The sequence below is a fragment of the Promicromonospora panici genome (assembly GCF_900608595.1).
In the GTDB taxonomy this organism is placed as follows: domain Bacteria; phylum Actinomycetota; class Actinomycetes; order Actinomycetales; family Cellulomonadaceae; genus Promicromonospora; species Promicromonospora panici.
Map to the genome: position 1 here is coordinate 86,052 of NZ_UWYY01000004.1, position 24,108 is coordinate 110,159.

The 24,108-nt window shown below is 72.1% G+C and carries 20 protein-coding genes; 7 read left to right on the plus strand and 13 right to left on the minus strand.

All coding sequences use genetic code 11. The features are described 5' to 3' along the window. Positions 1–68: 68 nt before the first annotated feature. Positions 69–1,661 carry a serine/threonine-protein kinase gene (locus tag EW117_RS05590; protein ID WP_165362503.1) on the plus strand — a complete coding sequence of 531 codons (1,593 nt, stop codon included), beginning with the start codon at positions 69–71 and terminating at the stop codon, positions 1,659–1,661. Positions 1,662–1,757: 96 nt separating this feature from the next. On the opposite strand, the gene leuA is transcribed toward EW117_RS05590, so the two are convergent. Both leuA and EW117_RS05600 read right to left on the minus strand, forming a co-directional pair. Then, complete coding sequence (leuA, locus tag EW117_RS05595) at positions 1,758–3,587, minus strand: 2-isopropylmalate synthase (protein WP_129784548.1); 1,830 nt, start codon at positions 3,585–3,587, stop codon at positions 1,758–1,760. A gap of 218 nt (positions 3,588–3,805) precedes the next feature. Next, positions 3,806–5,992: a DUF7937 domain-containing protein gene (locus EW117_RS05600; RefSeq protein ID WP_129784550.1), complete on the minus strand. Its 2,187-nt coding sequence runs from the start codon at positions 5,990–5,992 to the stop codon at positions 3,806–3,808. A gap of 219 nt (positions 5,993–6,211) precedes the next feature. Here EW117_RS05600 and EW117_RS05605 point away from each other — a divergent pair, with 219 nt between their 5' ends. After that, entirely contained in the window at positions 6,212–6,994 is a 783-nt protein-coding gene (locus EW117_RS05605) for a 4'-phosphopantetheinyl transferase family protein (protein ID WP_129784552.1), read from the plus strand. 92 nt (positions 6,995–7,086) lie between these two features. Here EW117_RS05605 and EW117_RS05610 read toward each other — a convergent pair whose 3' ends face one another. Together EW117_RS05610 and EW117_RS05615 are read right to left on the minus strand one after the other, a co-directional pair. Then, positions 7,087–8,694, minus strand: a complete 1,608-nt coding sequence (locus EW117_RS05610) for an alpha/beta hydrolase family protein (protein WP_129784554.1) — start codon at positions 8,692–8,694, stop codon at positions 7,087–7,089. A 95-nt stretch (positions 8,695–8,789) separates the two neighbouring features. Beyond that, positions 8,790–9,401 (minus strand): PadR family transcriptional regulator, encoded by a 612-nt coding sequence (locus EW117_RS05615; RefSeq protein WP_207211764.1) that lies wholly within the window; start codon positions 9,399–9,401, stop codon positions 8,790–8,792. Positions 9,402–9,474: 73 nt separating this feature from the next. Between EW117_RS05615 and EW117_RS05620 the strand changes: the two genes are divergently transcribed. Continuing rightward, on the plus strand, positions 9,475–10,680 hold the full coding sequence (locus EW117_RS05620) for an FAD-dependent oxidoreductase (protein WP_129784556.1): 1,206 nt from the start codon (positions 9,475–9,477) through the stop codon (positions 10,678–10,680). Between the two features lie 47 nt (positions 10,681–10,727). Here the strand turns inward: EW117_RS05620 and EW117_RS05625 are convergent, their stop codons facing one another. From EW117_RS05625 to EW117_RS05650, 6 genes are all read right to left on the minus strand, one after another. Beyond that, a complete protein-coding gene (locus EW117_RS05625) occupies positions 10,728–11,996 on the minus strand; it encodes a cytochrome P450 family protein (RefSeq protein WP_129784558.1) in 1,269 nt (422 codons plus the stop codon). 346 nt (positions 11,997–12,342) lie between these two features. After that, the gene (gene era / locus EW117_RS05630; protein ID WP_129784560.1) at positions 12,343–13,296 is read right to left on the minus strand and encodes a GTPase Era; all 954 of its coding nucleotides are present in this window, start codon (positions 13,294–13,296) and stop codon (positions 12,343–12,345) included. Next, a complete protein-coding gene (locus EW117_RS05635) occupies positions 13,293–14,690 on the minus strand; it encodes a hemolysin family protein (protein ID WP_242504101.1) in 1,398 nt (465 codons plus the stop codon). Before EW117_RS05635 ends, era begins: the two co-directional genes overlap by 4 nt. A gap of 5 nt (positions 14,691–14,695) precedes the next feature. Next, a complete protein-coding gene (ybeY, locus tag EW117_RS05640) occupies positions 14,696–15,148 on the minus strand; it encodes an rRNA maturation RNase YbeY (RefSeq protein WP_129784564.1) in 453 nt (150 codons plus the stop codon). Continuing rightward, on the minus strand, positions 15,145–16,200 hold the full coding sequence (locus tag EW117_RS05645) for a PhoH family protein (protein ID WP_129784566.1): 1,056 nt from the start codon (positions 16,198–16,200) through the stop codon (positions 15,145–15,147). The genes ybeY and EW117_RS05645 overlap by 4 nt, the downstream gene beginning before the upstream one ends. Positions 16,201–16,305: 105 nt before the next feature. Then, entirely contained in the window at positions 16,306–16,656 is a 351-nt protein-coding gene (locus tag EW117_RS05650) for a histidine triad nucleotide-binding protein (protein ID WP_129784568.1), read from the minus strand. Positions 16,657–16,901: 245 nt separating this feature from the next. Here EW117_RS05650 and EW117_RS05655 point away from each other — a divergent pair, with 245 nt between their 5' ends. After that, positions 16,902–18,593 carry a helix-hairpin-helix domain-containing protein gene (locus EW117_RS05655; protein WP_129784570.1) on the plus strand — a complete coding sequence of 564 codons (1,692 nt, stop codon included), beginning with the start codon at positions 16,902–16,904 and terminating at the stop codon, positions 18,591–18,593. Next, entirely contained in the window at positions 18,590–19,435 is an 846-nt protein-coding gene (locus tag EW117_RS05660) for an OmpA family protein (protein ID WP_129784572.1), read from the plus strand. The genes EW117_RS05655 and EW117_RS05660 overlap by 4 nt, the downstream gene beginning before the upstream one ends. 72 nt (positions 19,436–19,507) lie before the next feature. Here EW117_RS05660 and EW117_RS05665 read toward each other — a convergent pair whose 3' ends face one another. The 3 genes from EW117_RS05665 to hrcA are packed head-to-tail and all read right to left on the minus strand — an operon-like array spanning position 19,508 to position 22,456. Further along, the gene (locus EW117_RS05665) at positions 19,508–20,275 is read right to left on the minus strand and encodes a 16S rRNA (uracil(1498)-N(3))-methyltransferase (RefSeq protein WP_129784574.1); all 768 of its coding nucleotides are present in this window, start codon (positions 20,273–20,275) and stop codon (positions 19,508–19,510) included. Positions 20,276–20,285: 10 nt separating this feature from the next. Next, positions 20,286–21,407, minus strand: a complete 1,122-nt coding sequence (gene dnaJ, locus EW117_RS05670) for a molecular chaperone DnaJ (RefSeq protein WP_129784576.1) — start codon at positions 21,405–21,407, stop codon at positions 20,286–20,288. A gap of 29 nt (positions 21,408–21,436) precedes the next feature. Beyond that, a complete protein-coding gene (hrcA, locus tag EW117_RS05675) occupies positions 21,437–22,456 on the minus strand; it encodes a heat-inducible transcriptional repressor HrcA (protein ID WP_129784578.1) in 1,020 nt (339 codons plus the stop codon). Between the two features lie 193 nt (positions 22,457–22,649). Here hrcA and EW117_RS05680 point away from each other — a divergent pair, with 193 nt between their 5' ends. Further along, complete coding sequence (locus EW117_RS05680; protein ID WP_129784580.1) at positions 22,650–23,612, plus strand: alpha/beta hydrolase; 963 nt, start codon at positions 22,650–22,652, stop codon at positions 23,610–23,612. Positions 23,613–23,839: 227 nt separating this feature from the next. Next, positions 23,840–24,025 (plus strand): hypothetical protein, encoded by a 186-nt coding sequence (locus tag EW117_RS05685; protein ID WP_129784582.1) that lies wholly within the window; start codon positions 23,840–23,842, stop codon positions 24,023–24,025. Positions 24,026–24,108: the final 83 nt, after the last annotated feature.

Sequence of the window (24,108 nt, forward strand, 5' to 3'; positions counted from 1 at the left end):
CTGGAGCAGACGAATTCACTTTGGCGGATATGTCGGGTGAATTCAAGGATATAGGGTATCTTTCCTCCATGATCGTGCCAGGCTCAGGGGCAGCCCCGCAGATCCACCCGCTCGAACCGAACGACCCGCAGGAGCTCGGTGGTTATCCGCTTCTCGGCCGTATCGGCGCCGGTGGCATGGGAGTCGTCTACCTCGCAGAAACCCGTACCGGCCGGAAGCTGGCCCTCAAGGCCATCCTGAAAGAGTTCGTCCAGGACCCGGACTTCCGCACCCGCTTCCGCAGAGAGGCGGCCGCGGCCATGAAGGTCCGCGGCCGGTTCCTCGCCACCCTGATCGATGCCGATCCGGATGCCGAGCAGCCGTGGCTGGCCATCGAGTACGTGGAGGGCCCGTCGCTCACCGCCGTCGTGCAGGCTCAGGGCCCGCTGCCCGAGCCCGACGTGCGCACCATGCTGGCCGGCGTGGCGGAGGCCCTGCGGGCCGTGCACGCGGTCGGCATCGTGCACCGCGACCTCAAGCCGTCCAACATTTTGCTCGGCCAGGACGGCCCGTTCGTCATCGACTTCGGCATCGCCCAGGCATCCGACTCGACGGCGTTGACCCGTACCGGCCTGAAGGTCGGCACGCCGTCCTTCATGGCCCCCGAGCAGATCCGCGGGAGCCTGGCGACACCCGCCGCCGACGTCTGGGCGCTGGGCGCCGTCGCGCTCTACGCGGCGACCGGGCAGCGCGCGTTCGGCGAGGGCGACACCACCGTCGTGTACTACCGGGTGGTCCACGAGGCTCCCGACCTCAGCACCTGCCCCGCGTGGCTCCTCCCCCTCGTACAGGCCTGCCTGTCGAAGGATCCCGACGCGCGACCGGGCCTGCAGGAGGTGATCGACTTCCTGAACGGGGTCGCGGCTGACCACCGGACCGCGACCACGAAGATCGTCCCGGGGCCGGCGGTACCCGATGCTCCCCTGGACGACGACGCGACCACGCTGCGGGACAGCGACGACGACGCCACCGTGCTGAAGGTTCCGGTGCAGCCCTCTCCGACGGAGCCCGCGCCGGAACCCGAGGCACCGCCCGCCCGGCGCTGGCTGTCCCGGCCGCTCACGTGGATCGCGGCGGCCGCGGGGCTGCTCGTCGTCGGCGGCGTCACCACCGCCGTCATGCTGGGCGTGCCCTCCGGCAGCCCTGGGGCCGATCCCACGGGATCGGGGTCGGCCTCCGCATCGGCGGAGGCGTCGCCGGCGGCCATCGACGAGTGCCTGGTGGGCAGGTGGCGGCTCGAGGAGCTGACCCAGCAGGCGGACCTCGGCGGACAGACCGTCGAGGCCTCGGGCTTCGAGGGACGCGTGACGGAGTTCCAGGCCGACGGCACCCAGCTCGTGAACTACGACGACGCCGAGCCGCTGCGCGCCGAGACCTCGGCCGGCGAGTACACGGAGACCTGGACCGGTACGGCCACGTACCCGGTGCGGACCAGCGGGAGCACCCTCACGGCCACGGGCGTGGACTTCAGCGACGTCTCGGTCGTCAAGGCACTCGCCGGGGAGAGCGCCGAGTACCAGCCCAGCGGCGGCGTCCCGGCGGTGGAGTACACCTGCGACGACACGACCTACACGGAGCAGGGCGCCCGCGAGTACGAGGCGACGTACACGAGGATCGACTGACCCCGCCGAGGTAGAACCCTGGCGAGGTAGAACCAGGGCGAGGTAGAACCGCTGCGGTTCTACCTCGCCAGGGTTCTACCTCGGCGCTCTTGCGGGTCAGCTGGCCGTGCGTTCCGCTCGGTTGACCGCCGAGACGATCGCCTTCAGGGACGACAGGGTGATGGACGGGTCGATGCCGACGCCCCACAGGACCTCGTCGCCCACCGCACACTCGACGTACGCCGCGGCGCTGGCGTCGCCACCCTCGGACAGGGCGTGCTCGGTGTAGTCCAGCACCCGTACGTCGACGCCCACCTGCGCGATCGCGTTGACGAACGCGTCGATGGGCCCGTTGCCGGTGCCGGTCAGGGTCAGCTCCTGCCCGCGGTCCAGCACGTCCACCTCGAGGGTGTCCTGCTCGCCCTCCGCCGACACGGCACGCGTGCCGCGCAGCGTGAGCCGGCCCCAGTGCTCCAGGCCGGGATCCGCGCCCTCCTCGACGGGCAGGTACTCGTCGGTGAAGATCCGCCAGATGTCCGCGCCGGTCACCTCGGTCCCCTGGGCGTCGGTCACCTTCTGCACGGCGTGGGAGAACTCGATCTGCAGTCGGCGGGGCAGGTCCAGCTTGTGCTCGCTCTTGAGCAGGTAGGCCACGCCCCCCTTGCCGGACTGCGAGTTCACCCGGATGACGGCCTCGTACGAGCGCCCGACGTCGCGCGGGTCGATCGGCAGGTACGGCACGCCCCAGTCCAGGTCGTCGACGCCGACGCCGGCCGCTTCCGCGCGCCCCGCCATGTGCTCGAAGCCCTTCTTGATGGCGTCCTGGTGCGAGCCGGAGAACGCCGTGAACACCAGGTCACCCACGTAGGGGTGCCGCTCGTGCACACCCATCTGGTTGCAGTGCTCGACCGTCCGGCGGATGCCGTCGATGTCATGGAAGTCGATCTGTGGGTCGATCCCCTGCGAGAACAGGTTCATGCCCAGGGTCACCAGGTCGACGTTGCCGGTGCGCTCGCCGTTGCCGAACAGGCAGCCCTCGATGCGGTCGGCGCCGGCCAGGTAGCCCAGCTCGGCCGCCGCGACGGCGGTGCCCCGGTCGTTGTGCGGGTGCAGCGACAGGATGACGTTCTCGCGGTGGGCCAGGTGCCGGCTCATCCACTCGATCGAGTCGGCGTACACGTTGGGCGTGGCCATCTCGACGGTCGCGGGCAGGTTGATGATGACCTTGCGCTCCGGCGTCGGCTCGAAGACCTCGATGACCTCGTTGCAGATGCGCACCGCGAACTCGAGCTCGGTGCCCGTGTACGACTCCGGGGAGTACTCGTAGTAGATCCGCGTGTCCGGGACGGTCTCCTCGAGCTTGCGGCACAGCTTGGCGCCGTCGAGCGCGATGTCGACGATGCCGTCCTGGTCGGTGCGGAAAACGACCTCGCGCTGCAGCACCGACGTCGAGTTGTACAGGTGCACGATCGCCTGCTTGGCGCCCGTGATCGCCTCGTAGGTGCGCTCGATCAGGTGCGCACGGGCCTGCGTGAGCACCTGGATGACCACGTCGTCGGGGATCCGGTTCTCCTCGATGAGCTTGCGGACGAAGTCGTAGTCCGTCTGGCTCGCCGACGGGAAGCCGACCTCGATCTCCTTGTAGCCCATCGAGACCAGCAGCTCGAACATGCGGAGCTTGCGCTCCGGGTCCATCGGCTCGATGAGGGCCTGGTTGCCGTCCCGCAGGTCGACGGCGCACCAGCGGGGCGCCTTCTCGATGCGCTTGGCGGGCCAGGTCCGGTCGGGCAGCTCGAGGTGGATCTGCTCGTGGAACGGCCGGTACTTCTGGGTCGGCATGCCCGACGTCTGCTGCGGGTTGTCTTCGATGATCCCGCCTGCTGCGCCGTACACGGCTGTCTCGTGAACTCCGCCGGGGGTGGTGGCGGTGATGCTGTTCTCCATCATGTGTCCTTCGCTCGGTGAGGTTGGCCGGCACACCAAGCCTCCGCGACGAGGGACCGACCTGTCTAGGCCTCGTCGCGGCAGCGAAGGAGAAGGCTCACCGTGATACGCACGCGGTCACTGTACCCCCGAACGTGACCCGAACCACCAGCCACGCCCACGATCCGGACGTGTCAGACGCACAGGTCATCAAGTGACCCATGCGTCTGACACGTCGGGGGTCAGCGGCGGCTGCGCAGCGCCGCGTCGACCTGCGGGTCGCCCAGCGCTCCCAGCCAGTCCAGCAGCGCCGGGTAGGTCGACGGGTTGGCGGCGACCTGCGGCCGCAGGTGGGGCGCCTCCTGCACGATCTTCGCCAGGTCCGCCAGCGGGGTGGCCGGGTCGAGCGCCACAGCGGCGGTCCACCTGCCGCCCACGGGCGGCAGCACGGCGGTGTGCCCGGACTCGGAGCCGTAGTCCGACGCCGCGGCGCCCTGCCCTTGTGTCTGCCCCTGTCCGACGGCGACCGGCCGGGTCACCTGCTCCTGGCCCTCGTCGACGGCGTCGGGCCCGGCCGACGAGGCCTGCACGGCCGACTGGCCGCCGGTCGCCGGCCGGATGCGCGCCGTCTGCTGCCCGGAGGCCACACGCTGGACGTGCGCACCCGGCTGTGCGGACGCCACGGGCGTCGCACCGGAGCGCACCGGGGGCATCTTCGCCGTCTCGCCCATCGAGGGGCCGGCGGGCGCGCCCGCCGCCGGCATGTCCTCGACGGTGCGCATCGAGCTGAGCGGGACCTCGCCCGACGCCGGCTCGGCGGCGGACTGCACGGGGACCACACCGCGCTGGGCGGCTGCCGCACCCGCGACGGTGCGCACGGCGCCCGTCGAGCTGACCCGGCGAGGCTCCGCAGGGCGACGCAGCTCGGGGGCGGGCCGCACGGGCTCCTCCGGGAGCGCCGCCGGCGCCACCTTGTCACCCTTGGGCCGCGGCGGGGCCCACACGTAGGCCTGGCTGCGGTCGACGTCGGCGTCCCCGCCGATCCCCGCCGTCTGGAAGTGCTCGCGCACTGCCTTGGGCACCATCAGCGCGGACGCCGCGACGATGGGCAGGCCGAGGGCCATGAGCAGGTCACCGAGGTTCACGCCGAGGCTCGCCCCCGACGTCGCGATGACGACGACGAGGCCGAGCACGCCGGCGATGACCGCCGCGCCGACGGCGGGCACGTGTCCCGTGCCGGGGTCGCGCTGCAGGGAGCGCCGGGCGAACCAGGCTATGCCGGCCACGATGACGCCGAGCACCAGCCGCACGACGAGCGTCACACCGGCGCCGGCCCCGAAGCCGGGGTCGATGAGCTGCACCAGGGCGGCGAGCGCGCTGCACACCGCGAGCAGCACGATGACGTCGAACGCCCGCATCGCCACCCGGACCCAGACGCCTGCCGCACGCTCGGTGCTCTCGTCGTCCTCGGCCTCGGGGTCGCGGCGCACGGCGGGCGCACCGGCGATCGCCGCGGCGAGCGGGAGCAGCACCAGGCCGAACCGGCTGGGGTCGGTCACGCCGGGGCGCATGGACTCCAGGCCGGTCAGCGAGTCGCCGGACGTGAAGATGAAGAGCAGCGCGAGCACGATCCCGGCGGCGACCAGCACCAGCCGCGAGGGCCGGTCGTGCCGCACGGTGCCACCCACCAGGAGCCACGCCAGACCCAGCACGAGGACGAGCCATACGGGCGAAAGCAGGCGTTCGCCCAGCGTCGCGCCGTCGGCGAACTCCGCGAAAGCAGTGGAGAGGACGGCGCCCACCCCGATCAGCACGCCGACGCCGGCGATGCCGAGCCGCCAGGCGCGCACCACCGCGCCGTCGTGCTCGATGGGGCCGATCTCGCTGTCCCGCGGGGTGGCCGCGAGCGCCGCGCCGGCGAGCGCGAGGCCCAGGCCGGTGCCGACGCCCGCGCCGCTGCGCAGGTCGAAGATGAGGTGCAGCAGGCCGATCACGGCCAGCGGGAGCCCGGCGAGCAGGCGTGCGCGGCGCGTCGAGTGCACGGTCCAGGTGGCGGGTAGCACCGCCCAGCGCGCGAGGTACGGCAGGGACAGGGAGGCGAGGGACAGGGCGACGGCAAGGACGACCTCCACCCGGTCCGCGGAACGGTCGGCGACGTTCCACGGCAGCGCGAGCGACACGAGCAGCGCGATGGCGGCGATGGCGTCCCGCACGTAGTCCGCCACGGCGATGTTGGCGAACGGACTGGCGTCTTCGGCGCTCTCGGGCGCGGCTCCGTCCGCGCGCTCGGCCGCGGCTCCGTCGGCGTGCTCGGCCGCGATCGTGGCGACGTACGCGTGGTCGAGATTCTCGGTCGGCGCGCCGTTCGCGTCCTGCGCGCCGTCGCCCGAAGTTCTCTCGTCACGCTCGGAAGCGTGCTGGTCCATCATCCGTTCACTCCTCGATAACGCCGCTGGTCGAGACTGGGGAAGTGTGGTTGGCGGCGCAGGGTCCCCGACGTTTGTACCCGCTCGGAACAGAACCTGTCAGGCTGAACGACGGCGAGTCCGGTCACACCTGCATTTCTGCGCACGTCCATCACATTCGGCGTGGGTAGAACACCACTGTCGGCGCCAGCCGACAGCTCGTCGAGGTCACAGGAGAAAGCAGTGGACTCAACTGCCGCACCGGCACCCCGCACCTGCGACGTCTGGCTCGTTCCGGTCCGACGCCGCGAAGCCTGGACACGCCTGCTGACCGTACCGGATCGGGAGCACCTCGTGGGCCTCGACGATACGGCCACCGAGGTCCACCTGACGTCGCGGGCCGCCCAGCGGCTGATCCTGTCGCGCTACCTCGGGATGGCGCCTGAGGACGTCGTCGTGGACCGGTCGTGCGACCGCTGCGGCGACCCGCAGCACGGGCGTCCGCACGTCCCGGGGGCGGTCCTGGACTACTCGGTGTCGCACACGCGCGCGTGGCTGATGGTGGCCGTGGTGGGCGATGGCCGGGTCGGCGCGGACCTCGATGCCCGTCCCGCCGACCACGACCTGGACGACCTGGCGGCCGCCGCCCTCTCGCCGGCCGAGCGGCGCGCCTGGCGGCGGGTCCCCGCCCCCGACCGGGCCGACGCCCTCCTCGCGTACTGGACGCGCAAGGAGGCGACGACCACGCTGACCGGGCACGGGCTGACGATCCCGCTGCGGGACCTCGACGTGACCGGGCCGCGCCCGACCCTGCTCACGAGCGACCCGTCGGTCCGGCTCCCCCATCCCCGGCCGTACCTGACCCACGTGCCCGCGCCGGCCGGCCACAGCGCGGCGCTGGCGACGACCACGCACGTGGACCAGATCCGCCACCTGCGCCTCCCGGACGCGGTCCCCGACCCCACCGCCCTGCCGAAGCCGGGTAACCGCATCCCCCGCACCCCTGCCCTCCTCACGCCGAGGTAGAACTCTGGCGAGGTAGGACCTGAGCTGGTTCCGTCTCGCCCTGGCCCTACCTCGCCAGAGTTCTACCTCGCCACAGTTCTACCTCGGCGGGGTCAGATGCCTAGCTGGTAGGCGCCCCAGTAGGCCAGGGTCACCAGCAGCGCCGTCGCGCCGAGGACGGTGAGCCAGAAGCCCGTCGAGACGACGACGGCGATCGGCCGGGACGCCGTCGCCCGCGAACCGGTACCGGCCTGCGGAGCGAGCTCCGCGCCCGGGGTGAGCACCACGTGCCCTCGCAGGTCCCGGAGCCTGTTGAGCAGCAGCGCCGCGGCCACGACGGCGACGATGCCGAGCAGCCGCACGCCGATCCAGCCGCCCTGCACCACCAGCGCGTCCTTCTGATAGTCCATCGCGAGCCGCGCGACGACCGCGAGGTAGGCCACGAGGCCGACCGTGGTCGCCGCCGCGCCCACGCCGAGCCCGGCCAACGGTGCGCGCAGGCCCGGGGCGAGGCGCACGCCCTGGCGACCGGAACGACGTCGGGCGAGGCGGCCCGCGAGCGCCACCCCGCCCAGGAGCAGCGGCCCGACGACGACCAGCCCGCCGGCGGTGACGACCACCCCGACCAGCCAGTCGCCGTCGCCGTACCAGTGGGGCTGCGGCACGGGGGCCGCGAGGTAGAGCTGCTCGGGCTGGGCGCCCGCGACCTGCGGCGGGGCCGACGCGGTCCGGGGCAACCCGAGCACCCAGTCGGCGACGTCGGCCGCGAAGTCCGGGTGCAGCACCAGGCCGTCGGGTGTCTCGACGTTGATGCCGTGGTTCGCGTCGTCGTAGATGCGCACGGTGACGTCGTCGGCGTCCTCCAGGAGCTGCCGCGTGCCCTGTTCGAGCGGCATCGAGGCGTCCTTCGTCCCGTAGACGGCAAGGATCGGGTCGTCCTGCTCCTTGAGCCACGGCCGGACGTCGAAGTCCGCGTACTCGAAGCCGCCGCCGGGCAGCTTCATGCCCACCGCGCGCGGGATCGCGCGGAAGACGCCCGCCGGCACGTCGGTGTTGCGCAAGTAGTTGTCGACGGCGTACGCGGCCTGCTGCCGGGGCGGCACCACCGGGGCGGAGACCAGGATCTGGAAGGCGAGCCGGGGGTCCTCCACCATCATGACCGGTGACACCCACGCGCCCTCCGACTCCGCGTACAGCCCCACCTCGTCCGGGTCGACGCCGGGGACGTCGCGCAGGTACGCCACCGAGTGGGCGTAGTCGAGCGCCATGGCCTCGTAGTCGCGGTGCCGCGTGGAGTAGTTGTCCAGCCGCTTGTCGGGCACGAGCGTGGTGATCCCCGCACTCGCCAGCGCGGTCGCGGCCAGCGTGAACGCGTCGACGGCCTTGCCGGTGCCGGCGCCGTGCACGAACACGATGCCGGGCCGGTCCTCGGCGGGCTCGCCGCCGGAACGCCCGCCGGGACTGCCGGGCTCGATCGGCTCGCGGAGCAGCCCGCCCACCTCGATCCCGTCGGCCAGCGGGATCGTCACCGGGGACTCGCGCACCTCGTAGTCACCGGGCGCGCCGGAGTCGGCCAGGGCGCCGCCGATCGCCGTCGAGTCCGTGGCGGGACGCAGGTGAGCGGTGACGGGCGCCGGCTCCCAGGCCGGGCCCGCGACAGCGCCGGTGACGGCGAGCGCGACAAGGATTGCGGCGGATGTGGCGACCGTTCGGAAGAACACCTTCGGATGCTACGCCCGACGATCCGCCCAGCGCCCTTCGTCGAGTGCTGGATCCTCGCCCTGTTGCCGCGGCCGAACGGGCGAGGATCCAGCACTCAGCGGGGTTCGGGCGGGCGGGACGCCAGCATCTCGTCGGTGTCCCAGGTCAGCGCACCCGAACGCAGGTCCGCGACCACCCCGCGCACCCACTCCAGCTCGGCGCGCGTGGTCGCCACGAGGTGCTCGTGCTCGAGCAGGAGCACCCGGGCCAGGCCCCACTCCGCCGCGGACGCCGCCTCGCGCTCCGCCTGTTCCAGCACGGCCTCGAGTGCCGTCGCACGCTCCGCGAGCCGGTCCCGCACGAGGTCCGGCCCGGTGATCGCGAGCACCGCCAGCACCGCCCGGAACTCGGGGAACTCACGCGCCGGTGTGGCCAGGGCGGCGTCCATCCAGCGGCGCAGGGCCTCGCGGCCGTCGGCGGTCAGGGCGTAGACGATCCGGGCGGGCCCGGTGTCGGCCGCCAGCTTCTCGTGGACCTCGATGAGACCGTCGCGGAGCAGCCGCTCGATCGTCTGGTAGACGCTGTTGCTGCGCGCCACGTTGACGACGTCGTCCTTGCGCCGCATCTTGATCAGCCGCTGCATGCGGTAGGCGTGCATCGGCTCCTCGGCGAGCAGCGCCAGCAGCACCATCGCGAGCGGCGAGCGCGGCCTGGAGTCCTGGGTCACGGCGCCCAGCCTAAGCGGGTCGTCAGCTCGAAGAGCCTTGCCATCTTATGGTTACCCATTTTATGGTGGCCCCATGAGAGCAATCATCATCGGAGCGGGCATCACCGGACCCGTGACCGCCATGGCCCTGCAGAAGGCAGGCATCGACGCGACCGTCCACGAGGCGTACGACCGCACCGCGGACGGCGTCGGCGCCTACCTCACCCTCGCCGCGAACGGCCTGGCCGCACTCCGCGTGCTGGGCATCGACCATCGCGAGCTCGGCGGCTTCGACACGCCCGCGCTGGAGCTGCGCGGCGCGTCGGGCCGCGTCCTGACCCGCCTCGCCATGAGCCGCGACGACGACGCCGGCACGGTCAGCCAGACCGTCCGCCGCTCGGACCTCTACGTCCGGCTCCGCGACGAGGCGGTGCGCCGCGGCATCCCCATCGAGTACGGCAAGCGCTTCGTCAACACCACCACGCTGCCCGACGGCGGAGTGGTCGCCTCGTTCGCGGACGGCAGCACCGCCCAGGGCGACCTGCTCATCGGGGCTGACGGCCTGCACTCCCGCGTTCGGGAGATCCTGGACCCGAGCTGCCCGCCGCCGCGCTACACCGGCCTGCTGAACACGGGCGGCTACGCCTCCGGCGTCTCGGTGGACACGCCGCAGGGTCTGTTCACCATGACCTTCGGCAAGCGCGCCTTCTTCGCCTATGCGAACCGCGGGCCGGGCGACGTCTGGTGGTTCGCGAACGTGCCGCGCGCCCGTGCGGCGACGAGCGACGAGCTCGCAGCCTGGACCCCGGACCGCTGGCGCGCCGAGCTGACGCGCCTCTTCGCGGACGACGACGGTCCCGCGCTGGACCTGATCGCCGCCACGCCGGACATCGTCCCGCCGTGGAACACGCTGGACCTGCCGACCGTGCCGGTGTGGCACCGCGGCCCGATCGGGCTGATCGGCGACGCCGCGCACGCCATCTCTCCGACGTCGGGCCAGGGCGCCTCCCTGGCGATCGAGGACGGCGTGCTGCTCGCGCGGTTCCTGCGCGACCACGACGGTCCCGCCACCGCGTTCGCGGCGTTCGAGGCGTCGCGCCGCGGGCGGGTGGAGAAGCTGATCGCCCAGGCGAAGCGCACGTCGAACCAGAAGATCCCGAACCCGTTCACCCGGCTCGTGCGCGACCGGCTGATCCTGCCGCTCGTGGGCAGGGCCGCCGCCCGGACCACCCGCGACTGGGTGACCGACTACCGGATCGACTGGGACGCGCCGGCGGACCAGGCTCCGTTGCGGGCGTGATCGTCGCGGGCGTGATCGTCGCAGCTTCGTACCCGGTCACGGCTGCGTCAGTACACCTCCGTACCCGACGACCGCGCCCGCTCGTAGCGAACCGGGAGCGCCTGCGGGTGCCGCACCCAGGGCGACGGGACCCACGCCAGGTAGTGGTCCTCGACCGCGAGCTCCAGGTCCAGCTCGGTCAGCAGCCGGTTGATGGCCACGCGCGCGATGATCCGCGCCTGCCGCGATGCCGGGCAGCGGTGCGGCCCTACGCCCCAGGCGAGATGTGCCCGGTTGCCGACCTCGTCCCACGTGTCGCCGGTGTGCACCCGGGGGTCCTGGTTCGCCGCGGCCACGGCCATGATCAGGGCGTCGCCCTCGCGGACCAGCTTCCCGTCCAGCTCGACGTCCTGCATGGCGTACCGCGGCAGCGGCGGGTTCGCGACGGGCGCCTCACGCCAGAGGACCTCGTCCAGCGCGTCGTCGAGCGCGATCCGGCCGCCGGTCCAGCGCGCAGCGAACCGCTTGTCCGTGAGCAGGAGCCGCAGGGTCAGCGCGATCCACGCGGTGAGGAACTCGCTCGCCGCGATGAGCGGCAGCGACATGGTGTCGGCCACCTCACGGTCGTCGTGGAAGCTCTTGTGCCGCACGAACGTCGAGGTCAGGTCGGCCCCGCCCGTGGCCCGCCGGTTCCGCACGTGCGCCATCAGGTTGCGCCCCATCCGGTCGCGCGCCTCGGCGGCCTGGCCCGTGTGGTCCATGATGTGCGCCGAGTCGACCATCATCTGGTCGGCGGTCCTCTGGTCGAACCCGAACAGCGCCGTGACGGCGAGGAAGCCGACCTTCTTCGACCAGTCCCGCACCAGGTCCGCCTCGCCGCTGGGCCCGAGCTCGTCGATCAGCCGCATGCTGACCTCCTCGACCTGGGCCACCACGGTCTTCTCGGACAGCGCGGCCAGCCCGTCGTCCAGGGGCTCGCGCAGCCGGCGGCGCTTCTCGCCGTCGCTGTGGTACGAGGAGCTGCGCGGCTCCCGCGGCGAGATCCCGAGCATGGCCGAGCGCTCCGACAGCAGCCCGTCGTAGTGCCAGCGCCAGTTGCGGGGATCCCGGGAGAACTGCGCCTCGTCCCGGGCGATGTCGCAGATCTCGGCGTGGCCCATCACCAGCCACGCCGGCACTCCAGGCTCCATGTCGACGGGTGCCACGACGCCCCATCTAGCCCGCAGGACGTTGTAGATCTCCTGGGAGTCCGCGCCGCCCGTCGTCGCCGACAGCGGGGTGAGCCCCTTCAGGCCCGCGAGCTCGACGGGAGCCGTCCGGGCGGCCACTCTCTCCATGGCACCATCCCAACACAGTGTCCGGATTGCCCGTAATCCTGGCTGCGATATCCCGGGACGGGTGGTCCGAGGCGGCCCCGTCAGGCCGCGGTCCGCGCCGAACCGCAACCTGGAAATCCTCTCTCGGACGCCAGGCCCGCCGAACCGCAAGTTGTCCGTCCCAGCAGTCGGCGAGCCGAAGGTTGCACGTCACTACCGGGCTCGGACGACCTGCAGCCTTCGGTTCGGCGTCGGCACGAGAGGGATGGACGCTCAACGTTCGGTTCGGGGTCAGGGCGCCCGCGGAGCACTGCCGTCGGGCGGGACCTGTCACTGCTGTCAGGACGAATCTGTCCGACGCGCCCGGTCAGAACCCCAGGCGCCGGAGCTGCTTCGGGTCGCGCTGCCAGTCCTTGGCGACCTTCACGTGCAGGTCGAGGTAGACGCGCTGGCCCAGCAGCTTCTCGATGCCCTGGCGCGCCTCGGTGCCTACGGTCCGCAGCCTGGACCCGCCGCGCCCGATGATGATCGCCTTCTGGGAGTCGCGCTCCACGAACAGGTTGACGCGGACGTCCAGGAGCGACGGCTTGCCCTTCGCCGGGTCGCCGGACCCCTCGCGCTCGACGATCTCGTCGACGACCACCGCCAGCGAGTGCGGCAGCTCGTCGCGCACGCCCTCCAGGGCGGCCTCGCGGACGAGCTCGGCGACCATGACTGCCTCCGGCTCGTCGGTCAGCTCGCCGCCCGGATACAGGTCCGGCCCTTCGGGCAGGTGCGAGATGAGGACCGCCTCGAGCTCCTCGACCTGGTAGCCGTCCTTCGCGGAGACAGGCACGATGTCGTCCCACTCGCGGTCCACGGACCGCGCGAGCTGGTCGACGGCGACGAGGTGCTCCATGAGGTCGTTGCGCGGCACGAGGTCGGCCTTCGTCACGACGGCGACGACGGGCACCCGCCGGCGGCCCGTCATCAGCTCGGCGAGCTGCGCCGCGATGTAGCGGTCGCCGGGGCCGATCTTCTGGTCGGCGGGCAGGCAGAACGCTATGACGTCCACCTCGGACAGCGTGTCCCGCACGAGGTCGTTGAGCCGCTCCCCCAGCAGGGTCCGCGGCCGGTGCAAGCCCGGCGTGTCCACGAGCACGAGCTGGGCGTCGTCCCGGTGCACGATCCCGCGGATCGTGTGCCGGGTGGTCTGCGGCCGTGCCGACATGATCGCGACCTTCTGCCCCACCAGCGCGTTCGTCAGAGTGGACTTGCCGGCATTGGGGCGGCCCACCAGGCAGGCGAACCCGCTCCGGTGTTCCGTGGTCTGGTCGCTCACGAGGTCACTTCCTTCTGGTCACGCTTCTGATCACGGTGGTCCTGCTGATCGGGACCACCGTTGCTGTCTTCAGGCTCGGCCGCCTGCTCCGTGCGGTGCACGAGGATCGTCGAGATCTGCTTGCGCCGGCCTTCCACCCGCTCCGCCTCCAGGTGCACGCCGCCGACCTCGACGGACGAGCCGGCGAGCGGCACCTTGCCCAGGACCTTGGCGAGCAGGCCACCGGCGGTGTCCACGTCGTCGTCGTCCAGGCGCAGGTCGAACAGGTCGCCGAGCTCGTCCACGGGCAGCCGGGCCGGCACGCGCAGCACACCCCCGCCGAGGTCCTCGACCTCCTGGACGGGCACGGTGTCGTGCTCGTCGGTGAGCTCACCCACGACCTCCTCCAAGAGGTCCTCGATGGTCACCAGACCGGCCACGCCACCATACTCGTCGACGACGAGCGCGATGTGGCTGGCCGAGGCCTGCATCTCGCGCAGCAGGTCGTCGATCGGCTTGGACTCGGGCACGAACACCGCGTCGCGAGCGACGTCGGCCGCGGGGCGCTGCGACGGCTCGCGCGCGACACCGCCGGCGTCGCCCACGGGCCAGTGCACCGCGGCGACGACGTCCTTCAGGTAGGCGACGCCGACGACGTCGTCCACCGACTCGCCGATCACGGGTACCCGCGAGAAGCCGGACCGCAGGAACAGGCGCAGCACCCGGTCGAGCGAGGTGTCGGCGGTGACCGTGACCATGTCGGTACGGGGCACCATGACCTCACGCGTGATGGTGCCGCCCAGCTCGATCACCGAGCGGATGAGCTCGCGGTCGGACTCCTCGAAGGCGCTGCTCTCCGAGAGGCTCTCCCCGACCCGGTCCGCGATGTCGCGCAGCTCGGCCTCGGTGGGCGGCGACGGGTCGTAGCGCGGCACCGAGAACCGGGTGAGCCACGCGACCGCGCGAGAGACGGCGGTCAGCGGGCCCACCAGTGCGAGCAGCACGGCCACCGGCCTGCGGAAGCCGAGCGCGCGCGGCGACACCCGCACGAAGATGACGCCGATGACGACGCCCACCACGAGCGCGATGAGCATCACCGGGAGCTCGTTCGGGACGTTCTCGCCCGGGATCATCTGCTGCACCAGCAGGGTCCCGGCGGCGATCGCGACCACCTCCGACATGACGCGCACGAGCGCGAAGGAGGCGACGATCGCCGTCGGGTCGACGACGAGCGCCTGGGCGCGCCGGATACGGGCGGCGCGCTCCGGGTCGGGTGACCGTCCGAGCTCCGCCTCGGCGAGCGCCTCCGTCAGAGAGGCGCGGGTGACGCGCAGGAGCGCGGCCTCACCGGCCGAGAGCAGGCCCGCCAGCGAGAGGCCGACCAGCATGACCAGGGTCAGGAGCAGGACGATCACGCCGGTCACCGAGTGGCGAGGAAGGTCAGGAGCAGCTTGCGCTGGAGCGCGAACATCTCCTTCTCCTCCTCCGGCTCGGCGTGGTCGTAGCCGAGCAGGTGCAGGATCCCGTGCGTGGTCAGGAGCAGCAGCTCCTCGGTGGTGGAGTGGCCGGCGGCCTTGGCCTGGGTGACCGCGACCTCCGGGCACAGCACGATGTCGCCGAGCGTGCCGGCGGGCGTGACGTCCCCGTCACGCCCGGGCCGCAGCTCGTCCATCGGGAAGGACAGGACGTCGGTGGGTCCGGGCTCGTCCATCCACTGCACGTGCAGGTCGGACATGACGGTGGTGTCGACGAAGATGATCGACAGCTCCGACTGCGGGTGCACCCGCAGGGCGTCGAGCACGAAGCGGCCGAGCGCGGCGAACTCCGCCTCGTCGACCTCGAACCCGGACTCGTTGTTGACCTCGATGCTCACCGGCGCTGCCTCTTGTTGCTCCCCGGACGGTGGTCCTGCGGCTGGCGGCCCGGGCGGCGGTCGTCCGTGAGCACGTCCCAGCGCGCGTAGGCGTCGATGATGTCGCTCACCAGCCGGTGCCGCACGACGTCGGACGACGTGAGGCGACAGAACTCGACGTCGTCGACGCCCAGCAGGATGTCCTCGACGACGCGCAGGCCCGAGGTGGTGCCGCCGGGCAGGTCGACCTGCGTGGCGTCGCCCGTGATCACCATCTTGGAGCCGAACCCGAGGCGGGTCAGGAACATCTTCATCTGCTCGGTCGAGGTGTTCTGCGCCTCGTCCAGGACGATGAAGGAGTCGTTCAAGCTCCTGCCCCTCATATAAGCGAGAGGAGCTACCTCGATGGTGCCCGCCTCGATCAGCTTGGGCACCTGCTCCGGGTCGACCATGTCGTGCAGCGCGTCGTACAGCGGGCGCAGGTACGGGTCGATCTTCTCGGACAGCGAGCCGGGCAGGAACCCGAGCCGCTCCCCGGCCTCGACGGCGGGGCGCGTGAGGATGATCCGGTTGATCTGCTTGGCCTGCAGCGCCTGCACGGCCTTGGCCATGGCGAGGTAGGTCTTGCCGGTACCCGCCGGGCCGATGCCGAACGTGATGGTGTTCGTGTCGATGGCGTCCACGTACGCCTTCTGCCCGACCGTCTTGGGGCGGATGGTGCGGCCCCGGTTGGACAGGATGTTGAACGTGAGGACCTCGGCGGGGCGCGAGGCCGACGCGTCGCTCAGCATCGCTACCGAACGCTTTACGACCTCGGGAGTGAGCTGGGTGCCCGCCTCGACCACCTCGATCAGCTCGTCGAGCAGCTGGGTGACCAGGGCCACGTCGCCCGCCGGTCCGTTCACTGCGATCTCGTTGCCACGGGCATGGACGTCGACGCCGGGGAAGCCCTCCTCGACGGCCCGCAGCACCGAGTCCCGGCTCCCGAGGAGCGCGACCGTCGGGATGTGGGCCGGGACGACGATCTTGTGCTCGATCCGGGTCTGGGACTGTGTGCTGGGCGTAGTTGTCATGAGCCGGCCCCGCGGGCCGATCCGCTCCTTTGTGCGGTAGGGATGACGACAGCCCCATCCTATCGACCTGACCGGGCCGCGCCACGGTCTTTCCACGCCGGTCGATCACGCGAAGCCCGGGAGCTCGCCGCCCGCGAGCAGGTGGGCGTGCACGTGGAAGATGGTCTGCCCGGCCTTGGGCCCCGTGTTGAAGATCAGGCGGTACTGGCCGTCCCCGAGCTCGCTGGCGACGCCGTCCGCAAGCGCGATCACGCTCGCGAGCCCCTCGGGATCCGACGCCGCGAACGCCGGGACGTCCGGATAGTGCTCCTTCGGCGCCACGAGCACGTGCACCGGCGCCTTGGGCGCGATGTCCCGGAAGGCGATAGCGGTGTCCGACGACTCCACGACGTCCGCCGGGATCTCTCCCGCCACGATCTTGCAGAAGAGGCAGTCAGGGCTGTCCGAACTCGTCATGCTTCGCAGGCTACCGGCGGACGCCGGTCAGCGACTCCCGCAGGCCCGCTCGCAGGCCCCGGACGGGACTTCGCCATGATTTTCCATACCGTTACATAGTTCGAAATGCCTGGGTGAAAGGGATGTGGGAGAGTTTGCGGCATTCGATGGAGATTGGCGTACTGCAGCACCGTTTCGCAGCGGTCCATCCTGCCGGGTCCCGTCGTCGCTCGCACACCACACACAGCAGTCAACTGGAGGTTCGCGTGGGTTGGTTCATCGCCCAATCGCTCGCATTCATCATCATCGCGGCCCTGATCGGCCTCGCGATCGGCATCTGGATCGGCTGGCTCGTCTGGGGCCACCGCGCCAAGGGCAAGCACGCCGCGGAGCGGGCCGAGGCCGCGTCGCACGCGAGCTCGGCCGAGACCAGCACCGGCACTGCCGCGGACGGGACGCCGGACGCCGAGACCGCCGTCGCCTCCGACACGGTGCTGCCGGTCGCCGACAGCGCGTCGGAGGCCGACGAGGCCACGATCGCCGTCGGGACCGTGACCGCCGTCGACGCCCCCGCTGACGCCGACGGAGCCGGTGACGACGCTGCCGACGCCACCGGGACCGGCACCGCGGACGGTGAGGCTGAGGTCGAAGCCGCCGAGTCCGACGTGGTCGCCGAGGCCGAGGCCGTCGCGCGCAAGGCCGCCGAGGCGGACCGCGCGGCCAAGGCCGCCGCCACGGCCGAGGACGACGCGCCCGCCGCTCCCGAGACCCCGGACGACCTGCGGCGCATCGAGGGCATCGGCCCGAAGATCGCGTCCGCGCTGGTGGCCGCCGGCTACCCGACGTACGCGAAGATCGCCGCCGCCACCGAGGACGAGCTGCGCGAGGCCGTCGCGGGCCAGGGCATCAAGTTCGCGCCGTCGGCCAGCAGCTGGGCAGACCAGGCGCAGTACCTGGTGGACAGCGACGCGGACGGCCTGGAGGAGTACCAGGACTATCTCGTTGGCGGCCAGGAGCGGCGCGCCAAGTTCGACGAGAAGGTCGACTACGCCGACGTCGACGAGATCGAGGGGGCCGGCGCCAAGGCCGCGGCGCTCGCCGAGGACGAGGCGGAGGCCGCCGCGGTCGCCGAGTCGGCGCCCGAGCCGGGGCACGCCCCCGAGCCCGAGCCTCAGGACCTGCAGCGGATCGAGGGCATCGGCCCGAAGATCGAGACGGCCCTCGAGTCGGCCGGCTACACGACCTACGCCAAGATCGCCGGCGCGAGCGAGGACGAGCTGCGCGCGGCGCTCACCTCGGCCGGTATCACGTTCGCCCCGGCCGCAACGAGCTGGGCCGACCAGGCGCAGTACCTGGTCGACGGCGACGAGGACGGCCTGCGGGAGTACCAGGACTACCTGATCGGCGGTCAGGACCGCGCCTCGAAGTTCAAGGAGAACGTCGACTACGCCGACGTCGACGAGATCGAGGGGTCCGACGCCAAGGCCGCGGCACTCGCAGAGGACGAGGCGGAGGCGGCCGAGGCCGCCCCCGAGCCCGAGGCCGCCCCCGAGCCCGAGCCCGAGCCGCAGAATCTGCGCCGCATCGAGGGCATCGGCCCGAAGATCGAGGCCACGCTCAAGTCGGCCGGCTACACGACCTACGCCAAGGTCGCGGCGGCGTCGGAGTCCGAGCTGCGCGGGGCGCTCGCCGACGGCGGCATCAAGTTCGCCCCGGCCGCCGCGAGCTGGGCCGAGCAGGCCAAGCTCCTCGCGAACGGCGACGAGGACGCCCTGCGGGAGTACCAGGACTACCTCGTCGGCGGCCAGGAGCGGCGCGCGACGTTCAGTGAGCACGTCGACTACACGGACGTCGACGAGATCGAGGATGCCGACGCGAAGGCCGCGGCGCTCGCCGCTGACGAGGCGAAGGCGGCTGAGGGCGGCACCGAGCCGACCGGGTCCGAGGTCAAGGCATGAACCTGCGGACGGTTCTCCCGCCGGTGATCGTCGCGGTCCTCGGGCTCGGCGCGCTCAGCGGTGTCCAGGGCACGGGGTTCCGCGAGCAGATCGAGTCGAAGCTGACGGAGAGCGCGCAGGGGGCCCTCTCCGCGGCTGGGCTCGACGGGGTCGAGGTCGAGCTCACGGGCCGCGACGCCGACGTGACCGCATCGACCGACGCCGAGGCGCTCACCGCGGCCGACGTCGTGGCCGGCGTCGAGGGCGTCCGCACCGCGGTGGCGTACGGGCCGGACGGCCCGGCGTCGGCGGACATAAGACCGGCAGAGGCGACCATCTCGGAGAGCGATCCCGAGAGCACGCCCGCCGAGGACGTGACGGACGACGCCTCCGACGCGGCGACGCCCTCGCCTGAGGCGAGCGACCCGCCGTCCGACAGCGGGACGACGGACGACGAGACCGCCGAGCCCGAGGACGAGGAGCCGGTGCGCGAGCCCACGCGCGAGGAGCGGGAGCAGGCCCAGGAGGACCTGGTCGAGATCCCGAACATCACGTTCGTCACGGACAGCGCGCGCCTGACCAAGGACGGCCGCCGGGTCGTCCGGGAAGCCGCCGGGGTGCTCGAGGAGCACCCGGAGGTCGAGGTCCGGATCGAGGGGCACACCGACTCGGTCGGCACGCCGTCGCACAACCAGCGGCTCAGCGAGCGCCGCGCCGAGGCAGTGCTGGACCGGCTGGTCGAGCTGGGCGTCGATCGCGACCGCCTCACGTCGAGGGGTTACGGCGAGTCGGACCCCCTGGTGGTCCCGAGAACCTTCGCGGACCTGGAGAAGAACCGCCGAGTGGAGTTCAAGGTCCAGTAATTGGTTGTGGGCGTGATCGTTGCGACTACCTGCCCGTTCTAGGCGCAACGATCACGCCCACAACCAAGGACCTCAGGGCCAGCGGTTGAGGCGGGTGCTCAGGAGAGCGATCGCTACCGGGCCCGCGGTCGACGTGCGCAGCACGTGCGGGCCCAGTCGGGCCAGCACCGCGCCCGCATCCTTCAGCTGGGCCACCTCGGCCTCGGAGATCCCGCCCTCGGGTCCGACGAGGACGAGCAGCTCGCCGGCGTCGGGCAGCGGCACCGACGCGAGGCCTGTCGTCGCCTCCTCGTGGAGCACCACGACGGCCCCGCCCGCCCCGACGACCTCGCGGGCGCGCGCGGCGAGCTGCTTGGTGGTCAGCGGCATCTCGACGCCGGGGATGCGGCACCGGCGGGCCTGCTTGGTCGCCGCGCGCACGGTGCTGACCCAGCGCGCCCGCGACTTCGCGGCCCGGTCCCCGCGCCAGACGACCACGGAGCGGTCGGCCTGCCAGGGGATGATCGCGTCCACACCGACCTCGGTGGCGGCCTCGATGGCCATCTCGTCCCGGTCGCCCTTCGCGAGGGCCTGGACGAGCGTCACGACGACGGCGGGCGCCGGCTCGACGTCCACCTCCTCGACCCGGAGGTGCACCTCGGCGCCGGCCACCGACTCGACGACGGTCCGCAGGCGTACCCCCGCGCCGTCGACGACGTCGATCCGCTCCCCGGGGCCGCGCCGCTGGACGACGCCGGCGTGCCGACCTTCCGCGCCGTCGAGCACGTAGACCGAGCCCGCGGCGTACCCGGAGAGCGGATGGGCGGCGGACGCCTCCGCGAGAAAGACTGGCGCGCTCATCGGCCGGCGGTCAGCGGCCGCTGAGCTTGTCGCGCAGGCGCGAGAACACACCGCCGTGCACCGACGCGAGGCGCGACTCGGGCCGCTCCTCGCCGCGCAGGACCGCGAGCTGCTGCAGGAGCGCCGTCTGCTCCTCGTCGAGACTGGTGGGCACCTGGACCTCGATGTGCACGTTGAGGTCGCCACGCCCGGTGGAGTGCAGGTGCCCCACGCCGAGGCCCTTGAGGGTCATGACCTGGCCGGGCTGCGTGCCAGGGCGCAGGTCGATCTCCTGGAGCCCGTCGAGGGTGTCGAGCTCGAGCACGGTGCCGAGCGCGGCCGCCGTCATCGGCACCTGGAGGGTGCAGTGCAGCTCGTCGCCGCGCCGGACGAACGTGTCGTGCGCGCGCTCCCGGATCTCGACGTACAGATCGCCGGCGGGGCCACCACCGGGGCCCACCTCGCCCTGTGCGGAGAGCTTGATGCGCGTGCCGGTGTCGACGCCGGCGGGCACGTTCACCGAGATGGTGCGGCGCGAGCGCACCCGGCCCTCGCCGGAGCAGTCGGTGCACGGCTCGGGGATCACGGTGCCGAAGCCGCCGCAGGCGGAGCACGGCTGGTTGGTCATGACCTGGCCGAGGAAGGAACGGGCCACCCGCTGTACGGAGCCACGGCCGTGGCAGACGTCGCAGGTGCGCGCCGAGGTGCCCGGCCGCGCGCCGTCGCCGCCACAGGTGTTGCACACCACCGCGGTGTCGACCTGGATCTCGCGCTTGGCGCCGAAGACCGCCTCGGCGAGCTCGAGGTCGAGCCGCACCAGCGCGTCGTTGCCGCGCCGGGCGCGCGGGACGGGCCCTGCGGGCTGCCCGCCGCCGAAGAAGGTCTCGAAGATGTCCTGGAAACCGAACCCGGCACCGAACCCGCCGCCCGCGCCACCACCCGGTGCGGTCGGGTCCACGCCCATGTCGTACTGCTGGCGCTTGTCCGGGTTGGAGAGCACCTCGTACGCGCGCGCGACATCCTTGAAGCGGTCCTCGCCCACATCACCGGCTACGTCGGGGTGCAGCTCGCGGGCCAGCTTGCGGTATGCCTTCTTGATCTGCTCGGGCGAGGCGTCGCGCGAGACACCGAGAATCTCGTAGTAGTCGGTCACAGGTCTCTCTTCGTGGATGAGGTGAGTAGTCAGCTGGGCAGCACTCGCGACAGGTAGCGCGCGACGGCGCGCACCGCGGCGATGGTGCCCGGGTAGTCCATACGGGTGGGGCCGATAGAGCTCAGGATCGCGACGGTGTCGCCGTCGGACGAGCCGTAGCCCGACGTGACGACCGAGGTCTCCGACAGGCCGGCCAGCCGGTTCTCGTGGCCGATGCTCACGGCCACCCCGGCGTCGTCGGTCATGTCGGTGAGGAGACCGAGCAGGACCACCTGCTCCTCGAGCGCCTCGAGCACGGGCCGCAGGCCCTGCTCGAACCGCATGCTCGACCGTGCCAGGTTCGCCTGGCCAGTCAGCACTATGCGTTCCTCGCTCTCCTCCGTGAGCGCCGCCGTGACGACCTCGGCCACGGCGGTGGCCAGCGCCCGGTGCTCGTCGGACATCGCCTCGGTAACCCGTGCGAAGGCGCTGCCGATCTCGGTGAGGCGGTGCCCGGCGGCCGCGGCGTTGAAGCGGGCACGCAGCTCGCCGAGCGTCCCGTCGTCCAGGCCCACCGGTGCGTCGAGGAAGCGCTGTTCCACCCGTCCCGTGTCCGTGATGACGACGACGAGGAGCCGCCCCTCGGCCGTCGGGACGAGCTCGAGGTGCCGCAGCCCGGACCGGCGCAGCGACGGGTACTGCACGACGGCGACCTGGCCCGTCAGCTGGGCGATGAGCCGCCCCGCCCGGGCCACGACGTCGTCCAGGTCGACCGCCTCGGACAGGAAGGTCTCGATGGCGCGCTTCTGGGGCATGGTCAGGGGCCGCACCTCCGCGAGCTGGTCCACGAACAGGCGGTAGCCCTTGTCGGTGGGGATGCGCCCCGCCGACGTGTGCGGCTGGGCGATGAGCCCCGCCTCCTCGAGCGCCGCCATGTCATTGCGCACCGTGGCCGGGGAGACGCCGAGCTGATGGCGCTCCGTGAGTATGCGGGATCCGACGGGCTCCCGTGTCCGGACATAGTCCTCCACGATCGCTCGCAAGACATCGAGCCTGCGTTCTTCGCTCACCGCGCTCACCTCCGTCCCAGATAGAACGTCCGGGACCTGCACCCGGGTTCCGGCCCGCGCTCCAGCACTCTCGCCGACCGAGTGCCAATCCTACGCGGCACACGCCAGGGGCCAAGTCCCCGGTCCACCGCGGGCCCTCCGCGCACTGGCACCGCGGCCTGTCGGAGGCGCAGATGATGGTTGGATCCGTCCCATGACGACACAGGCTCCCGCCCCCGGCCGTAGGCGGCGTATCGCGCGGATGGCGGTCGTACCGCTGGCGCTGATCGCCCTGCTCGCGACGGCCGGCGCGGTGTACGAGGGTGTCGCAGCGCGCGACGACGTGACGCGGTATCCGATGCCGGGGCGGATGGTCGACGTCGGCGGGCACCGGCTGCACCTGCACTGCACGGGAACGGGCGAGCCCACGGTCGTGCTCGAGGCGGGGCTGGGTGAGTCCTCGGCCGGGTGGGCGACGATCCAGGAGCGGCTGGCCGGCGACCGCCGGGTCTGCGGCTACGACCGGGCCGGCTACGCGTGGAGCGAACCGGGACCGGGCCCGCGCACCGCCGGGCAGGCGGCCGACGAGCTGCACGCCATGCTGCTGGCATCCGGAGAGCCAGGGCCGTATGTCTTCGTCGCGCACTCGTACGGCGGCCACGTCGTCCGCCTGTACGCGGACCGCTGGCCCGACCGCACCGCCGGCATGGTCCTGATCGACGTCAGCGACGAGAACGCGACCACCGCCCTGACCGCCGCGAGGGTGCCCCTGACAGCTCAGTTCGCGGTCCAGCGCGGCGCCGCCCACCTCGGTGTCATCCGGCTGTTCGGTGCCGTGCTGGTTCCCGACGACGCACCAGCCCCGACCCGGCAGGCGGTACCAGTGGTCTACGGCCCCGGGACGCTGGCGACGGCCGGCGCCGAGGTGGGCGCCGGCGTCGACAGCGCGGAGCAGGTCCAGGGCGGCGCCAGTCCCGGCGCCTGGGGCGACCGGCCCACCACCGTCATCGCCGCAGGCGGCCAGCCGGAGGCGGCGGTGGAGGCGCTGCGTCGCGTGGCCGAGCAGTCCAGCCGGGGATGCCTCGTGGTCGCCGGCACCACCGACCACTACGTCCACTACGCCGAACCGGATCTGGTCGTGAGCACGGTGCGAGACCTCGGCGAATCAGGCTGCTGACGCTCTGCGGGCGCGTGTCAGACGCACTGATCACTCGGATGACCTGTATGTCTGACCCGTTCGCGAGGCTCGCCGCCCGCTGATAGGGAGATGCCTTAGGTGCCTCGGGCCGGCCCTGCGAACCCGCTCCCGAAGATGCGGCGACCGCCCGATCCGCCGGAGGTACCTCACAGACGAATCTTGAGTCATTGCCGGCGAGGGGCCGGCATCGACCAGGAGGCATCACGATGTTCGGATTCACCGACTTCTCCGAGTACCGCAGGAACGAGCAGGACCTCGATCGCAGGAACGAGCAGGCGCGGGTGGCACGCGAGCAGCGGGACACCGCCCGCCGGCAGGCCGCCGAGCGCCGCGCCACCGAGCGCGCCGCCCGCACCAAGCAGGCCGACGCCATCCGCCCGCGCGCCGCCTGACCGCCCGCGTCCCGGCGGTGCGCCATGTTGACCAGCAACGATGAACAGCGGAACGACCACAGGACCGGCATGGGACGATGAGC

Bases quoted from the DNA above. Each gene is read 5' to 3' on its own strand.
- EW117_RS05590 (WP_165362503.1), top strand. From the start codon at position 69: ATGATCGTGCCAGGCTCAGGGGCAGCCCCGCAGATCCACCCGCTCGAA.
- leuA (WP_129784548.1), bottom strand. From the start codon at position 3,587: ATGATGGAGAACAGCATCACCGCCACCACCCCCGGCGGAGTTCACGAG.
- EW117_RS05600 (WP_129784550.1), bottom strand. From the start codon at position 5,992: ATGATGGACCAGCACGCTTCCGAGCGTGACGAGAGAACTTCGGGCGAC.
- EW117_RS05620 (WP_129784556.1), top strand. From the start codon at position 9,475: ATGAGAGCAATCATCATCGGAGCGGGCATCACCGGACCCGTGACCGCC.
- EW117_RS05625 (WP_129784558.1), bottom strand. From the start codon at position 11,996: ATGGAGAGAGTGGCCGCCCGGACGGCTCCCGTCGAGCTCGCGGGCCTG.
- EW117_RS05645 (WP_129784566.1), bottom strand. From the start codon at position 16,200: ATGACAACTACGCCCAGCACACAGTCCCAGACCCGGATCGAGCACAAG.
- EW117_RS05650 (WP_129784568.1), bottom strand. From the start codon at position 16,656: ATGACGAGTTCGGACAGCCCTGACTGCCTCTTCTGCAAGATCGTGGCG.
- EW117_RS05660 (WP_129784572.1), top strand. From the start codon at position 18,590: ATGAACCTGCGGACGGTTCTCCCGCCGGTGATCGTCGCGGTCCTCGGG.
- EW117_RS05665 (WP_129784574.1), bottom strand. From the start codon at position 20,275: ATGAGCGCGCCAGTCTTTCTCGCGGAGGCGTCCGCCGCCCATCCGCTC.
- EW117_RS05680 (WP_129784580.1), top strand. From the start codon at position 22,650: ATGACGACACAGGCTCCCGCCCCCGGCCGTAGGCGGCGTATCGCGCGG.
- EW117_RS05685 (WP_129784582.1), top strand. From the start codon at position 23,840: ATGTTCGGATTCACCGACTTCTCCGAGTACCGCAGGAACGAGCAGGAC.